The sequence below is a fragment of the Longimycelium tulufanense genome (assembly GCF_014645795.1).
GTDB classification, from domain to species: Bacteria; Actinomycetota; Actinomycetes; order Mycobacteriales; family Pseudonocardiaceae; genus Longimycelium; species Longimycelium tulufanense.
In genome coordinates, this window is the sequence record NZ_BMMK01000063.1 from 1 (window position 1) to 14,110 (window position 14,110).

At 66.1% G+C, this 14,110-nt stretch carries 17 protein-coding genes and 1 pseudogene; 14 read left to right on the forward strand and 4 right to left on the reverse strand.

The features are described from left to right. Positions 1–661: 661 nt before the first annotated feature. Together IEY55_RS30550 and IEY55_RS30555 are read right to left on the reverse strand one after the other, a co-directional pair. A complete protein-coding gene (locus IEY55_RS30550; RefSeq protein ID WP_229686912.1) occupies positions 662–1,225 on the reverse strand; it encodes a hypothetical protein in 564 nt (187 codons plus the stop codon). 438 nt (positions 1,226–1,663) lie between these two features. Next, positions 1,664–2,026, reverse strand: a complete 363-nt coding sequence (locus IEY55_RS30555; protein WP_189062064.1) for a hypothetical protein — start codon at positions 2,024–2,026, stop codon at positions 1,664–1,666. Between the two features lie 266 nt (positions 2,027–2,292). Here IEY55_RS30555 and IEY55_RS30560 point away from each other — a divergent pair, with 266 nt between their 5' ends. Both IEY55_RS30560 and IEY55_RS32710 read left to right on the forward strand, forming a co-directional pair. Next, positions 2,293–2,742, forward strand: coding sequence for a histone-like nucleoid-structuring protein Lsr2 (locus IEY55_RS30560; RefSeq protein WP_189062065.1), 450 nt, complete (start codon positions 2,293–2,295; stop codon positions 2,740–2,742). A gap of 187 nt (positions 2,743–2,929) precedes the next feature. Beyond that, positions 2,930–3,061: a hypothetical protein gene (locus IEY55_RS32710; protein ID WP_268239376.1), complete on the forward strand. Its 132-nt coding sequence runs from the start codon at positions 2,930–2,932 to the stop codon at positions 3,059–3,061. Positions 3,062–3,191: 130 nt separating this feature from the next. Here the strand turns inward: IEY55_RS32710 and IEY55_RS30565 are convergent, their stop codons facing one another. Then, positions 3,192–3,470, reverse strand: a complete 279-nt coding sequence (locus IEY55_RS30565; RefSeq protein ID WP_373290088.1) for a DNA methyltransferase — start codon at positions 3,468–3,470, stop codon at positions 3,192–3,194. A gap of 304 nt (positions 3,471–3,774) precedes the next feature. Between IEY55_RS30565 and IEY55_RS30570 the strand changes: the two genes are divergently transcribed. From IEY55_RS30570 to IEY55_RS30620, 10 genes are all read left to right on the forward strand, one after another. Further along, positions 3,775–4,812, forward strand: coding sequence for a hypothetical protein (locus IEY55_RS30570; protein WP_189062066.1), 1,038 nt, complete (start codon positions 3,775–3,777; stop codon positions 4,810–4,812). A gap of 15 nt (positions 4,813–4,827) precedes the next feature. After that, on the forward strand, positions 4,828–5,910 hold the full coding sequence (locus IEY55_RS30575) for an NAD(P)/FAD-dependent oxidoreductase (RefSeq protein ID WP_189062067.1): 1,083 nt from the start codon (positions 4,828–4,830) through the stop codon (positions 5,908–5,910). Beyond that, entirely contained in the window at positions 5,910–6,692 is a 783-nt protein-coding gene (locus IEY55_RS30580; RefSeq protein WP_189062068.1) for a VOC family protein, read from the forward strand. Before IEY55_RS30575 ends, IEY55_RS30580 begins: the two co-directional genes overlap by 1 nt. A gap of 5 nt (positions 6,693–6,697) precedes the next feature. Further along, complete coding sequence (locus tag IEY55_RS30585) at positions 6,698–7,525, forward strand: class I SAM-dependent methyltransferase (protein ID WP_189062069.1); 828 nt, start codon at positions 6,698–6,700, stop codon at positions 7,523–7,525. 8 nt (positions 7,526–7,533) lie between these two features. Continuing rightward, positions 7,534–8,409 (forward strand): VOC family protein, encoded by an 876-nt coding sequence (locus tag IEY55_RS30590; RefSeq protein ID WP_189062070.1) that lies wholly within the window; start codon positions 7,534–7,536, stop codon positions 8,407–8,409. Between the two features lie 22 nt (positions 8,410–8,431). Beyond that, positions 8,432–8,758 (forward strand): antibiotic biosynthesis monooxygenase family protein, encoded by a 327-nt coding sequence (locus IEY55_RS30595; RefSeq protein WP_189062071.1) that lies wholly within the window; start codon positions 8,432–8,434, stop codon positions 8,756–8,758. Between the two features lie 2 nt (positions 8,759–8,760). Further along, entirely contained in the window at positions 8,761–9,153 is a 393-nt protein-coding gene (locus IEY55_RS30600) for an MmcQ/YjbR family DNA-binding protein (RefSeq protein WP_229686913.1), read from the forward strand. After that, positions 9,150–10,121: an ABC transporter ATP-binding protein gene (locus tag IEY55_RS30605; RefSeq protein WP_189062073.1), complete on the forward strand. Its 972-nt coding sequence runs from the start codon at positions 9,150–9,152 to the stop codon at positions 10,119–10,121. The genes IEY55_RS30600 and IEY55_RS30605 overlap by 4 nt, the downstream gene beginning before the upstream one ends. Next, positions 10,118–10,921 carry an ABC transporter permease gene (locus IEY55_RS30610; RefSeq protein ID WP_189062074.1) on the forward strand — a complete coding sequence of 268 codons (804 nt, stop codon included), beginning with the start codon at positions 10,118–10,120 and terminating at the stop codon, positions 10,919–10,921. The genes IEY55_RS30605 and IEY55_RS30610 overlap by 4 nt, the downstream gene beginning before the upstream one ends. Positions 10,922–11,194: 273 nt before the next feature. Continuing rightward, on the forward strand, positions 11,195–12,157 hold the full coding sequence (locus tag IEY55_RS30620) for a hypothetical protein (RefSeq protein ID WP_189062075.1): 963 nt from the start codon (positions 11,195–11,197) through the stop codon (positions 12,155–12,157). On the opposite strand, the gene IEY55_RS30625 is transcribed toward IEY55_RS30620, so the two are convergent. Further along, a complete protein-coding gene (locus IEY55_RS30625; RefSeq protein WP_189062076.1) occupies positions 12,067–12,630 on the reverse strand; it encodes a putative immunity protein in 564 nt (187 codons plus the stop codon). The genes IEY55_RS30620 and IEY55_RS30625 overlap by 91 nt on opposite strands. 620 nt (positions 12,631–13,250) lie before the next feature. Here IEY55_RS30625 and IEY55_RS30630 point away from each other — a divergent pair. Together IEY55_RS30630 and IEY55_RS30635 are read left to right on the forward strand one after the other, a co-directional pair. After that, positions 13,251–13,388, forward strand: a pseudogene (locus IEY55_RS30630) (DUF397 domain-containing protein); the annotation flags it as partial. A gap of 80 nt (positions 13,389–13,468) precedes the next feature. Beyond that, entirely contained in the window at positions 13,469–13,987 is a 519-nt protein-coding gene (locus IEY55_RS30635; RefSeq protein ID WP_189062077.1) for a DUF262 domain-containing protein, read from the forward strand. The last annotated feature ends 123 nt before the right edge of the window (positions 13,988–14,110 follow it).

Here is a 14,110-nt window from a genome sequence, read left to right on the forward strand (position 1 = left end):
GACGACTGTCCGCAGCAAGGAAGTAACCACATCAACGCGATCCACCGTTAACTTGACACACCCGCCCAAGGCGCGTCGAGAACTCGATGAGGCGCGCGAGCGAGACGAGATGGATCCGGTCGACGCAGCCGCAGCGGGGGTGGCCCACCTGGGTTAGCAGTTGGCTGCGTTGGTGGCGAGGGGCCGCACGGATCGAGGCATCGACGCAGCGGGGGTGAGGTGCCCGGCTAATGGGTCTCAGTCGCTTGGTTCTCATGCTCCCCAAGGCGGTGTATCTTCTCGGCCGCGTCGAGCACGATCCGCCGCATCTCACGAGGGGCGCCCCGCCGCCGGTGGCGATGCGTCATGCTGTCTTGAGTACAGCAGGACGGGGAGGCCAGCGTGGTAACGATCAAGGCGGGGCGGCCGGGTCCTCGTGAGGGGTATTGCTGGTGTGTGGCGACGCCTGTGCGTGTTCGTTTTGCTCTTCGGACACAGGTGTTGACCCCATGGGCGTATCGCCGTGGCCATCGAGCGGGCTGGTATCACGAGCAGGGGCGCTGTTTGGCCGGCGGGCGGAAGGGGTGTCCTCCGTTTGCGACGAGTTGGGAAGAACCCACCCCGCAATAGCGAGGCGGGAGGGGACGGCCCTAGGGCCGTCCCCTCCGCTGTTCTGGCGTTGTCAGCTCACCCCGGTGCCGCAAGCGAACCGTCCGGTTCCGCCGTGTACCCAGTTGCCACCGACAATATTTTCATCGACGTGGCGCGCCCACCCGCGGGTGTTCATGCGGTAGTTGTACCAGCCGTGCGGGTCCCCACCGAATCCGCATTGAGCAGCGTAGCGCCACACATAGCGGTAGCTTGACGTACTCGACGAGGTAGCAAGCGTCGTGTAGTCCCGCCAATCAATCCACGAGTCATGCTGGAGCTGGTGATCAATCCAGTGGTTGACAAATGCTCCCTTGCAGCGCTGGTCCACGTCGGCCTGCAAGTGATTACCACTCAGCGTGGTTCCACTGACGTAACGCTCACAGTAGAGAGCCGGAAGTGCCTTCACGGTCGCCGCGGTGGTGAGGCGTTCCGGGCGGGTGACATCATGCCCCGGCCTGATCACAAAGCCCTCGGCGTTGGGGTTGAGTGCAAACCGCTCGTGTGGGTTTTCCACTCCCCGGTTCGCCGGGTTGCTGGCATCCAGCGGAACAGTCTCGAAATACTCTCCGGAGTCAGTCAATCCCCAGTACACCACGGTCGTGCCGGGTGTGACGACTTCTGCCGGAGCCCCCTCGATCTCATGTGCAACCCCCGGTGGGGGCAGGACCTGGCTCGCTCGCCTGAGCCGACGTCGCCATTGCCAGCGAAGTCAAGGCGGCAACAGCCACGGCGGCAGTCAGCATGCGTAAGCGTCCTGCTCTCAATTCTGATCCTCCCTCTCATTGGCGGCTGACCCCCTCTTGTCAGCCGTGGATGCAGGGCTGCCACCCTGGCCGGTACCACCGCTTGGATTCGCCTACTTGGACCACTCGGGATACTCCGACATATACACGGCATGTAAGGATTGTCGTTCGCGACCAGACCGCAACAACACGTGCCATACCTGCGTGCCGATCACCAAGGTTTTCCCGAATTCATCTCACTCACGCCTATTGCACACCCGATTCATGCCCCGGCAGCGAGGTCAGGACGCCTACACACCATCTCGGGACACCCGGCGGTGTTCGTGCTGAGCGGCACGTGTGGCGTGGAAGGTCACCACAAGCGCCACGTGGATACGGGCGTCGAGTGGCTGAAGCGAGGCGCCCTCGGCCACCAGGTCGACGACGGCGGCCAAGGCTTCGTCGTGATAGTTCCACAGCGCCGGTGGCGGGTCGTGGGCAGCAAGGCACTTCCGTGCCGCATGGAGGAACGCAATCAGCGCCGTGCCGTCTCCGGACAACACCATCCGCGATAGTTCCTGCAACCGGGTGCAGTCGCGGCGGTTGGCATGCTCGCTCGCGAAGTGGAGAACGGCGGCAAGGTCGCGGCCGAGCACCACGCCGGGGCGAACCATGGCCGGGACTGTAACCACGGGGGCGACAACTCCCGGCTGATTTCACCGGTGTGGCGCCATCACAGCACCGCGACCCGGGTCGAATCTCCGGTGGGCGAGCGCGCTAACCTTGCGCGGCGTGGCGCGTCCTCCCCCGTGCGCGTCACGAGTACCGGCCGCGGTTTCGTGTCCCTCCCCCTCACGACAGACCGGGGTCGGCCCCCTCAGACACGCCCCGTTGGGGAACGGGGCTCCATTTGTTGAGACGACACAGAACGGTAGAACGCATGGCGCAGAAAGTCACCGTCCAGCTCATTGACGACCTGGACGGCGGGACCGCCGCCGAAACCGTCACGTTCGCACTGGACGGCGTGACCTACGAAATCGACCTCTCGGAGACCAACGCCGGCATCCTGCGCGAGGCCCTGGCCGAGTTTGTTGCTGCCGCACGGCGCGCCGGGGGCACAGCCAACGGGACGGGCCGCCGCCGGCCCTCGTCCACGATCACCCCGCCAGCACGGCGGGAAGAACTCCAGGCCATCCGGGAATGGGCGCGCGCCCACGGACACACCGTGTCCGACCGCGGCCGCATCTCCGCCGAGATCATGAACGCCTACCGCAACCGTGACCAGGCCGCGGCACAGCCCGTCAACGCCCACCAGGACACCTCAGCAGCTCAGGTCCCGACCGTGGCGTTCAGCTCCCACGGCAACATCGCCGCACCCGTCCACGCCTGACAGTGAGCAGTGCCCCGGTACGCCCGCTTCTCGAAGTCCATCGCCCACCCTCTGAACTCAGGTGTTGCCACAATCCCTAGCCACCGAGGCTCGCGAGCGTGTCGGTCCAGGGCTCGTGGGTGGCGTGCCCGGTGCGGTCAATGTGTGCGGCGAGCCTGCCGGTGTAAGCGTCGAGCAGCGTGATGTCGTGGCGGCGTGTGCAGGGCTGCTGGACGCGTGCCCAGAAGGAATCATCGCTGATCTGCCAGGCGTTGCGCTGGTCGGCGGGTTGCTGGTCGCGCAGCAGGTGCGGGGCGAAGACGTGCTTTGGTTCCGGTGAGGCGAGCCCAGACGTAGATCGACAGCTCTGGCGTTTCCGGTCGCCGAGCTGGGGCTGGCGACCGTGGACCCATTCCGATGGCGGAAGTTGGTCGACGATCCAGCCCCAATTCTCGGCGTCGATGCACCAGTCACCGCGCAGCGCGGCCGGCGTGGACCGCTTCGACCAGGGTGGTGCCGATCCCGCACATCGGGTCCCCGACCAGCTCGCCGAGTCGGGTGAAGGTGGTGATGACGTGGCGGGCGATGGCGGGCAGCATCTTCGCCGGGTGCGTGGAACTATCGGGCACATACCTCCCGGCGTGCTGCGTCCGGGCGACCTGTTGGGCGGTGGTCCACACCGACACCGGACCGAGGTCCGGCTGGTCCCGCCGGGGTTCGCGGTCGGACGGAGTCAGGTGCTCGGTCACCAGGCCCTACTACACTCCCCAGGTTTGGGAGTAAGACTGTTGGACGAACCTGTATATGGAGTAGTGGTCGAGGGTCGGCGGTCTGGCGCAATGGCAGTGCGCTGAGCATAGGGTTCCCGCAGGCACGCATCTGGCCGAATGGACACGGCCATTCCCGTTGACGTAAAGAGTGTGCTTGAGAAAGCAATCTGTTTCATCGCCCAGGTGTTGACCGCTAGCTGGGGGTAGCTCTACTTTCATGTAGCGATGCCAGTCACTATCCCTAGCTGCTTCGAATGCTATGGGGGTCAAGGAGGTAGGAGACATGGCCCAGACCGCCGCGACTGACCATGGGTACAAGCACATCTACCGGAATGAGTCTCTCATCCAGGTACAGCGCTACGAGACTGCGGTCAACCAGGTCGACACACTGGTCGATCGGTTACGCGCCAAATGGGCACTGTTACGCGAGAAGGGGTACGCCGGCGACTACCCGGTCGAGATTCTCCGCAGCGCCCCAGGCAACGGGGCGACCGAGGTCGTCGAGGTGTTCAAATGGGCGTCCAGCCAGGCGAGGATGACCGCCGGTGCCGACTCCGCCATCAGGGATATCCAGGAACGGATCGAGGCGCTGGCCACCCAACCCACCGCGTTGCGGATGTACACGGAGGCCGTTAGGGGCTTCAATTCGAACTTCCCCGGGACAGGTGGCGTCGAGCTGCTGAAGGGGGTTTGCTCGTGCCTGCTCACGGTGGACGACATGGTGAGCGACTATCCGATGAGCGTCAAGAACGGCATCGTGCTCATGCACCGCAGCCCGCGGACCGACTACGACGGTGACGGCCGGAACGAAATGTACCTGAAGATCCTCATGCATGGCGGGGAGATCATTCAGGCCGCGATGGGCCCGATCCGGGTCGAGCAGAACTTCAATCGGCCCAACGACGGTGTCGTCAAGTCCCTCGGACAAGGTGACCAGGACTTCCCCGGCGTGGCCATGTGGCGGGTTTCGTGGCGGATCCAGACCGCGCTCGGCCCGGTGGTGACTGACCCAGACGAACCACTGATCTTCGGACCGGCAGTAGTCTCACACTACCCACCGGTCGGTACCCACTTCCATTCCACCACCGGCCCGGTGGCGCTGCTGCTGGAAGAGAACGGGAAACGCGTCGGGACCCTGGTCCCCGGTGAGCTGACCGCCTTCGACATCGTGGTCACCAAGGACGACGAAATCTACGCCGACCACCTCAACGCGATGCCGGACGACCTGTTGCCCCTTTTGAATCGCCTTACCGCCAGCAACGGCGAGTCGCATGCGGAGGCCGGCGAGTTGGCCGGCGTGGCGGAAGCGGCGACCGATTGACCGCATGGGGGCGGCGTGGGCGACACACCGGATGAACTCGGCACGGTGAACGCCGATCGACCGTACTGGCTCGATACGGTGCCGTCGACCCCTGGCTGGCTCGCCACGCCGCCTTCCCGGTGTGACCTCGTCGTGGTCGGTGGCGGCATCGTGGGATGTTCCGTCGCCTACTGGGGCGCCCGTGCCGGAGCCCGGGTCGCCTTGCTGGAACGGGACCGGCTGGCAGCCGGGGCGACCGGACGCAACCTGGGGCTCCTCCTGCCCCGGCCCAGCGAGCGGGCCGACGTGCGGTTGTGGGAGCGGGTAGTGGCCGAGGAAGGGATCAGCGCCGAGTACCGGGCGATCGATCACCTGTCCCTGTTGACCACCGAGGAGTACCGGGAGTGGACGTTGCGGGAGGTGACACGGGGTGGCGACCGGGGACCGGTTCGTTTTCTCCGTACCGAGCAGGTCGCCGAGGTACTCAAGCTACGGCCACGCTGGAGAATCACCGGGGGCCGTCTTACCCGGGCCGCGTGTGCGAACCCGGCTCGGCTGGCCCACGGCCTCGCCCGGGGCGCCGCGCGGCTGGGCGCCCGGATCTGCCAGGGAGTCGAGGTTCTGGCGGTCCGTCGCGACCAGGGCCTGCGGGTGGAGACCGCGAGCGGCGACGTGTGTGCGTCGTTCGTCGTGGTGGCGTGCCAGGCCGGGAGCATGCGGTTCGCACCCGACGCCCGACTCAAAGCAGTCCCACGGCGCATGGTGCTGACCGGTCGGCTACCACCGATCTTCCCGCAGGTTATGGCGCTGGACTGGGGAACGGCGTTCTGGCGTCAGCTCCCGAACGGCGAGATCCTGCTCGGCGGGCGGCATCCCTTCTCCGACCGTGGTGACGGTCTGGAATCCCTGTTCTCCGAACTCTTCGAGGGCTTTCCGGACTGCCGTGTGACGCGGAGTTGGTCGGGCGAGATGGACGAGTCGCACGACGGTCAACCGGTGGTAGTGCCCACACGACAGGACGAGCACTGTTGGGTCGTGGCGGGATTCGACGGCCATGGTCTTCCCGGCGCACTCGGGGTCGGTGCGCGGGTCGTTGCCGCGATGCGGGGTTTGTCATGATGCCGTGCCACATCCTTTACGTCTTCCTCGACACGAGCGACCTGGAGCGGAAGCGACGGCTCCTGGAGGAGTGCTTCGGCTTCGTGCCGGTCGAGTGGGAGCCGAAGCTGCCGCACGAGCGGCACGGAGTGGTCAAGTACGACGCTGGTCGGGTTATCATGTCCCTCAACCTCGGGGAACGCCCCCCCGTTCCGCCCGGTTACCACGCCCTGACGACGGTCCTCGCCTCGGCTGATCCGGGAGAACTCCGTGGCCGTCTTTCGCACGGTGGATACCCAGTCATGCCGGAGCCTTCTTCCACCGTGGTGGACGATGATGGCCACTTGTTCGAGATCGACGGCGCCGACGCCCACTCCGATGGTGTCCGGTCACCGACTGGTGCGGTGAATCCGGTCGCCTCGCTACGGCTCATGGTTGCCGACCTGCATCGCTCGGTGGAGTTCTACTGTGGACGAATCGGGTTGGCGCCAGTACAGGTCACTCGCGAGCGCGCACTGGTGCATGCCGACAACCTCGACTTGGAACTCCTCGCCCACGACAGTCGTCAGGTGAGTCGGCGCGGTTTTCTCATCGTCTTCCATACACCCGACATCGTCGGCACGTGCGAGGAGCTGGCGGAAAGCGGGGTGGCGTTCCGGTCCGCGATCGGCGTCAGCGTCATCGGGTCCACCCGCCGGTTCGCCGACCCGGACGGAAATCAGCTCTGCCTGTACCAACCATCGGACACCAGCTTCGGCTGGGGAGCGGGCACAACGATGCGAAAGATCATCGGTGGGGCGTGATCGGAATGTCCACGATCGATCGTCAGGCTGAGCCCGACGCCCTGGAGACCCAGGCCCGCGGTGAGAACCTCACCGAGTTGGTGTCCCAACTCCCGATGGCCGGGGTACGGACGATCCTGGAGGTCGGGTGTGGCAGTGGGGCACTCACCCGAGCACTGGCCATGGCCGCCGGCCCGGGGACCCGCGTGGTGGGGGTGGACGTGCGGACGACCAGCCTCACGGTGGCCAGTCGGTGCGCCTCCCGTTCCGGGCTGACCAACATCGAGTTCGTGCACGGTGACCTGCTCTCCCCGGACCTTCCCCACGCCCTCGCCCAGCGGTTCGACCTGGTCGTCTGTCGTTACTTCCTGATGTACCTGGTGCCCCGGGACCTGGCACGAACGGGCGTGCAGCGGATGATGGCGCTCGCGCGGCCCGGCGGGCTGGTCGCCTGCTACGAGGTCGACGCTAACTTCGGTGCCGACCGGTTCCCGCCGCCATCAGCGGGACTACAGCGGGTCCTTGACTCAATCGTCCCCGTCTACCGGCAGCTGAAGCTGGTGGAGTGGCGGTGTGGGATCATGCTGCACCATCTTCTTACCGCGTCCGGCCTCTCGGAAGTCGACGTACGGGTCGCCGACGGCCGGACGATCTGCGGGACACGCCCCGCCGCCCTGGTCGAACACGGCTGCCGTGACGTAGCCGACCTGCTGCTGCCCTGCGTACGAAGCCTGGGCGACACCGACCGGCTCGAAGAGTACGTCGAGGAATGGGCGCGATACCTGCGTTCCCCCAACACCTTCCTCTATACACCTATCCTGTTGGGGACAGGGAAGACGTCGTCGCAACCCTAGGAGGTTCCGTGTCGCTCGCCACCGCTGCCATGTACGTCTTCGTGTACGTGACCGACTTGGAGCGCTCCCGCCACTTCTACGGTCGGGTTCTCGGTCTGCCCGTGGTGGAGCAGGATGAACGGTCGACGAAGTACGACGCCGGCGGGGTCATGCTCGCCCTGAACCTGGCGCGCGATTTCGACGTCGCACAGGGAGCGCGGCCCGATCCCTCCCTGTTGACCTTCGACGTGGACGACATCGACCATGCGGCTGCCACGCTGGGTAAGCGCGGGGCGGTGCTCGGCGAAACGGAGCGCTACGAAATCGGTGCCACCGTGACCTGCCTGGACCCGGACGGACATTCGGTCTGTCTCTACCAGCCCAGCACCGATGCCCTTGGCTGGGAATCGGGACCCAGGTACCGGGAGTTGGCGGCCCGTTCAGGCGGGTTGGGACACGGTCCGACGTTGGGCCCCGACACCCCCCTCGGGCCACTCGTGTACCTCTTCCACTTCATCGACGACATCGACTCCGGTATGGACTTCTACGAGAACAAGCTCGGGTTGCGGGCGGTCGAGCGTGACCCCGAGCAAGGCGTGGTGAAGTACGACTGCGGCACGGTGCTACTCACAACGCACCTGTGGCCGGGCGAGGACAGCACGGCGGTTCGCCAGCCACGTACGCTGTCGACGGTCTTCCGGGTACGGGACGTGTCGGACACCGTTCGCCAGCTCGGCGAACGCGGTATCGATTTTTCGGACGGAATCGTCACCCGGGAGATCGGAAAGACTGCTCGATTCGTTGACCCGTGCGGACACGTCTATTACCTGTATGAGCCATCGGAGACCGCACTCACCTGGCCCAGTGCGAAGAAGGCCGACGACCTCAGCGCGGTCATAGGATGACGGACCGTTCAGAGGAGAAGCCATGTCGGAGCGCAACCCGGTGACCGTGGTCTGTACCTACCGCGTCAAGCCGGGGCAGTCAGACGAGTTCGAGCGGCTGCTACGTCGGCACTGGACCACACTGTGGAAGCAGGGCTTGGTCACCGATGAGCGCGCGCTGGTGTACCGGGGAACGGAGGACGACGGCCCGGTATACGTCGAGGTTTTCCAGTGGCTGTCCGCCGACGCCTCCGACCTTGCGCACACCGACCCGACCGTCGGCGCGGTATGGGGTCCGATGACCGATCTGTGCGAGGAACGGGGCGGCAAGCCCGCCATGCAGTTTCTCCCAGTGCGTCCCTTGGAGTGAGTGTGCCCCGCGACATCGCCGGTGACCTGGCCCGCCTCGCCCTGTCGCTCCCCGAGACCCAGCAGCGGGAAACGTGGGGAGAGCAGACCTTCCGGGTGCAGGACAAGATCTTCCTCACGCTCTCGCCCGATGGTGCGCTCGCTTCCCTGCGCACGACCATGGAGCAGCAGACCGAGTTGATCGCGATGGATCCCACATCCTTCTCGGTCGCCCCGTACACCGGAAGATTCGGTTGGGTGCTGGTGCACCTGGCCACCGTGGACCCGGACCTGGTCGGCGAGTTCGTGGTGGCGGCGTGGCGCCGCACCGCGCCCCGCCGCGTGGTGGCCTCCTACGAGAGAGCGACCGTCGACGGGGAGGACACCGGCCGCGTCGGGCGGAGGCGGTCCCTATGAGATCGACAACGGTCGCCGGGGAACGGGTGCCCGGTGATGGGCCCGACGAACCGCAGACCGCGCCCGTGGTGCGGGCCAGCGGACTGAGGAAGCAGTTCGGCGATGTTATCGCGGTCGACGGGCTTGAGCTGTCGGTGCCTGCGGGGACCTGTTTCGGGCTTCTGGGCCCCAACGGAGCCGGTAAGACCACAACCATGCGCCTGCTGTTGGGGCAGAGCACACCCGACGCCGGGAGCATCGACATACTCGGCTACGAGATCCCACGGGAGCGCAAGCACGCGCGGATCCACGTCGGTGTCGTTTCCCAGCAGGACACGCTCGACGAGGAGCTGACCGTCCGGGAGAATCTGGACGTCTTCGCGCGGTTGTACCGGGTCCCGCGGCGCCGGCGGACCGCGGCAGTGGACCAGGCCATGGCGTTGGCCGGTCTCACCGAGCGGGTGAACACACTGGTCCATGCACTGTCTGGTGGCATGCGACGACGGCTGCTCGTCGCTCGCGCGCTGGTCCATCAACCTCGGCTCGTCCTGCTCGATGAGCCGACCGTGGGACTGGACCCCCAGGTACGGCACGAGCTGTGGGCACTGATCGAGCAGCTGCGCGCCGACGGCGTCACCCTGATCATGACGACGCACTACATCGAGGAGGCGGAAAGGCTGTCCGATGCGGTCGCCCTGATGGTCCGCGGAGACATCGTCGACCAGGGCTCTCCCGCCGACCTGCGCCGGCTGCATGCCGGCGGGGAGGCGGTCGAGTTCTACGGGCCGCCGCACAGGCTCGACGAGATCGCCGCAGCGGCCGCGGCCGCGAACCTTCCCACCCGACGTGTCGCGAACTCCATCGCCGTGCTTCGGGCCGAGGAGGATTGCACCCAGAGGCTGGTGTCCGGAATTGACATGCCGGCACAACGTCGCCCCAGCACCCTCGAAGATGTGTTCGTCCTCCGCACCGGAGAAACCATCGAATGAGCAGCGTTGACAGCCCCGCCCGGTCGGTGCGGCTGGGACGGTTCGAGATCGCCGCCGTCCTCGCACTCTGGCGCCGCGAGTGGATCCTCTTCCGTCGTGAGTGGAGTTCGATCACGTTTTCAGCGACTATCGAACCGATCATCTACCTCCTGGCTTTCGGGTTCGGCTTCGGCTCGCTCGTCGCGTTCACGCACGGGTACCGCTACCTCGACTTCGTCGGCACCGGCGTGGTCGCCACGGCCGTGCTGTTCGCCTCGATCTTCCCGGCCATGCTCGACACCTTCGTCCGGAGCAGGTACCAGAACCTCTACGACACGTTGTTGGGAACACCCATCGACGCGCGGGAACTGGTGACGGCACAGGGCAGCTGGATCGGCCTTCGGGCCGGTGTCTATGGCACGGCGCCGATCCTGGTCGCGATGGCTTTCGGTCTGCCGCCGAGCTGGGGGATGCTGCTCGTGCCGGTTATCGGTTTCGTCATGGGCTTCGGGTTCGCCCTGCTCGGCATCTGGGTCGGAATGAGCGTGCCGTCCATGAACACCATCGAGTACGTCATCTCAGGGCTTGTTACTCCGTTGTTCGTGTTCGCCGGTACTTTCTTCCCTCTCGATGGCCTCCCTGGCTGGACGCAGACGATCGCACGGATCAACCCCCTGTACCACTGCGTGGAACTGGTACGACACAGCGTGTTCGGGTTCGATCCGGGGAAGGACGCGCTGCATCTCGGCGTCCTACTCATCTTCACCGTGGTGTGCTGGCTGCTCGCCACTCGCAAGGTCGCTCGCAAGCTCGTCACCTGAGCCTGCCTCGACCGGTGCGTTCCGCGTGGCGGTGGCGGCTTGGACGAGTGCGGAGCAGTCCCAGGAGTCGAATCCGGTGGCGCCCCATTCGTAGGGTTTGCCGCTGACCTGGACGAAAGAGGGCCCTCAGTGCGGCCACCGACGGAGACCGTGGCCCCGGCTCCCTCCGCGCGGATCGGAGCTGCGCCAGGCACGCACTGCCTGGTGGATCTGGCCGAACGGTTCACCCTCCCCCGGGCCGCGCCTCCTCGACCGTGTCGGTAGTGTCTGAATGTGAGGCTTCAGGAACTACGCCCGCACGGTGCGCGACCCCGCCCTGCCCTACCAGCACCGGGTCGCGGCGCTGCGGTGCTGTGTGCAGCGGTACCGGCCGCTGGGCTTCCAAGAGCCACGCTGACCCTTCTCCAGCAGAAGGCGGGACCGTTCCAGCGCGACGAGGCGGCGTTGCTTCGCGCCGTGGACATGCTCGAAGCCAGCCGGGCCGCCTGGCACGTCGAGCTCCGGGCCTACGCAGCCGCACGGCGCGAGGCCAAACAGCGTGGACAGCGCGCTCCGCACCCCACCAAGGCCAACCCGTACACCCCGACGCGCTGGTACGGCACGCTCGAACCGTCCGCACGACACGCCGACCACCAGAAGGACCTCGACACCGACGACCTCAACCCCACCACGAAGAGACCATCCATGAAGATCACCTCCGGCGGTATGGATGGGCCACGCCTCGACGAGTCCCTGTCCGACCTGGACAACAACGTCTACGGCTCCCTCACCGACGGCCACACACCCGAGGAACTGGCACGCGCCTTCGCGCAGATCGGCTGGCGGGCCCGCACGTTTTCCCGAGCCGAGTACGAGATCGAGTACACGTGGGCACAGATCGGCCTCTTCCAAGACGACGACGGGGCCACCACGTTCGCCGGCGTCGTCGACCCCGACCGTATCTTTCAGCGACCTCGGCCTGGCCTGCCTGATCGAGCTGTGGGATTCCCAGCGGAAGACGCTGCTGCGAGAACTCCGGGCGGAGGGACGGAAGAGAGCACCGCTGGAATAAGCCCCCTGCGCCAGGAAACGACCAGGTCACCGGCCAGTCGGCGCGGAACGCCGAGGAGCCCAGCTCGACAGGACGTCATGGTCAGGGCCATCGGTCAACGGCCGGTCGCCAGCCGCCGCAACGCTGCGTCCAGTTCCCGCATGAGCTCCCCGGCACGGCCGCGACCACTCGGGGCGTTGGGGTAACGCGTCAGGACGCTCACCACGACGGGGCTGGCAAGACCTTGTGCCTTCTCGATGTAGTCGGCACCAACACGACTGTCCTCGCCAGCATCGAGCTCGAACGCCCGAGCTGCGTGGGCGGCCGATCCGAGAATGTGCACGACCTGCGTCGCTTTCGCCAGGGGGTGCAGGAACACCGCACCGGCTGCGGCAACGGCTGCGCGTGCCGCATCGCTGGCCGCAGCCTGCCCCACATCGCGTGTCTCTTGAAACGCCCGGTGTGCCGCCCACGCATTGTCACGGATCACCCTGGTCCGCTGGGCCCCATCCGCGAACGCCTGCGCGGCATCGATCGCCGCGCGTGGGCGCCGGTCATCAGGGCGTGCACGTTCGAAGATTGCCAACGCCGGCTCCGCGCAGGCCACGGCATAACCCGCGATCTCGCGCAGCTCGGCCATGCTGAGTTCGATGGCCAGATTCTCGTCAGCCACGGTCATGTCGTCAAACAGTATCGTGGAACCCTTGCTTGGGACTTCACAACAAAAGTGGCAGGACAGCGAGGAAAACCCGTCAAGACGGTGAGCGGTTCAGACCGGTTGACCTGACGCGCGAGCGCCGACGTGCGCCACGCACTACTCTCCACCAGCTCAGGCACGGCGGCTATCCGCTGGAGCAGATTGCCCGCTGACCGCCCAAGTCCGCTCCGCCGGAGGCCTCACACCGCTTGAGTCGATCCTCCGCGACTGGCATACCCGTCTCTCGGCCAGGAATCGTGACATGCTCACCGGAACCGCTGCACTGGACACCTGCCTCGGCTGCCGACCGTACCCGCCCACAGACGGGCCGAGTGACTGCGCCACCCCACCGACCACATCCGCCTGACCATCTCGACACCCTGACCACCCGCCACAGCCTGCCTGAGTGACGGGCAGCGGGTGGTGCCCGCCTCGGAGCCGTTGCGAGGCTTACCGAGTCAGCCACGACGCGATCCGCACAACCCACACCGAACACGAGGCACGTGCGTGCGTCCAGCACACAGAAGCAAAAGGAACTGGAGCGCTGATGACCACGCGGACCGCCGCGACGAACACCCTCCGCTGGACCAAGAGCAACCCGCAGCAACCCCGCCCAAGCCTGCGTCGAGGTCGCGCGGGTGCTCGAACCCGACGTCACACGCGACTCCAAGAACCCGAACGGTTCCGTGCTCTCCTTCACCGCAAGGCAGTGGACGACCCGATCCCACCGAAATTCTTGATTGCGCAAGTTCTTCGGATCCAGAACTTGACTTCCACTGATCACCTGCGGTGAAATCCTTCCCCCGAACTCACACTGTTGATGGGGGACGATCCGACAGTGGCACTCGACGGCCCCAAGCTGCAGGCCATGCTCCAGGAGATCGCCGCGGGCAAGATTCAGCTCCCGGACTTCCAGCGCGAGTGGAAGTGGGATGACGAACGCATCCGGGCTCTCCTCGCCACGGTCACGCTCGAATACCCGCTCGGCGTGGTGATGACCCTCGAGACGGGGGGTGGGAAGCCGCCATTCAAAGCACGCACCCTCGCCGGGGCCGAAGGAGGCGCTGGGCACGTCCCCGAACTGCTGCTCCTGGATGGCCAGCAGCGGCTCACCTCCCTCTTCCAGGCGCTCTTCCTCGAGCAGCCGGTCGAGACCACGGACGCGCGTGGAAACAAGCTGCGTCGCTGGTACTACGTCAACATAGCGCGCGCGATCGAGGCTGGCGCCGACCGCGACGAGGCCATCGTGTCCGTCCCCGAGGACCGGTTGCGCATCTGCGCCACACCCCGGGTGGCGTACCACACGCCATCGTGCAGCACTGTTCGACACCACAGATGAACCATGACCACCGAATCCGCAAGATAAGTCCAAACAGATCACCCCGCCTGAATTCACACCTAACGACCTCGTGCATGGTTGGCGCCGGCGTTGGGATGATCTTGGTGTGGGTCGTGTCGGTGT

Coding starts and splice junctions, on each gene's coding strand:
- IEY55_RS30555 (WP_189062064.1), bottom strand. CDS start 2,026: ATGGTTCGCCCCGGCGTGGTGCTCGGCCGCGACCTTGCCGCCGTTCTC.
- IEY55_RS30560 (WP_189062065.1), top strand. CDS start 2,293: ATGGCGCAGAAAGTCACCGTCCAGCTCATTGACGACCTGGACGGCGGG.
- IEY55_RS30570 (WP_189062066.1), top strand. CDS start 3,775: ATGGCCCAGACCGCCGCGACTGACCATGGGTACAAGCACATCTACCGG.
- IEY55_RS30580 (WP_189062068.1), top strand. CDS start 5,910: ATGCCGTGCCACATCCTTTACGTCTTCCTCGACACGAGCGACCTGGAG.
- IEY55_RS30585 (WP_189062069.1), top strand. CDS start 6,698: ATGTCCACGATCGATCGTCAGGCTGAGCCCGACGCCCTGGAGACCCAG.
- IEY55_RS30595 (WP_189062071.1), top strand. CDS start 8,432: ATGTCGGAGCGCAACCCGGTGACCGTGGTCTGTACCTACCGCGTCAAG.
- IEY55_RS30605 (WP_189062073.1), top strand. CDS start 9,150: ATGAGATCGACAACGGTCGCCGGGGAACGGGTGCCCGGTGATGGGCCC.
- IEY55_RS30610 (WP_189062074.1), top strand. CDS start 10,118: ATGAGCAGCGTTGACAGCCCCGCCCGGTCGGTGCGGCTGGGACGGTTC.
- IEY55_RS30625 (WP_189062076.1), bottom strand. CDS start 12,630: ATGACCGTGGCTGACGAGAATCTGGCCATCGAACTCAGCATGGCCGAG.
- IEY55_RS30635 (WP_189062077.1), top strand. CDS start 13,469: ATGGGGGACGATCCGACAGTGGCACTCGACGGCCCCAAGCTGCAGGCC.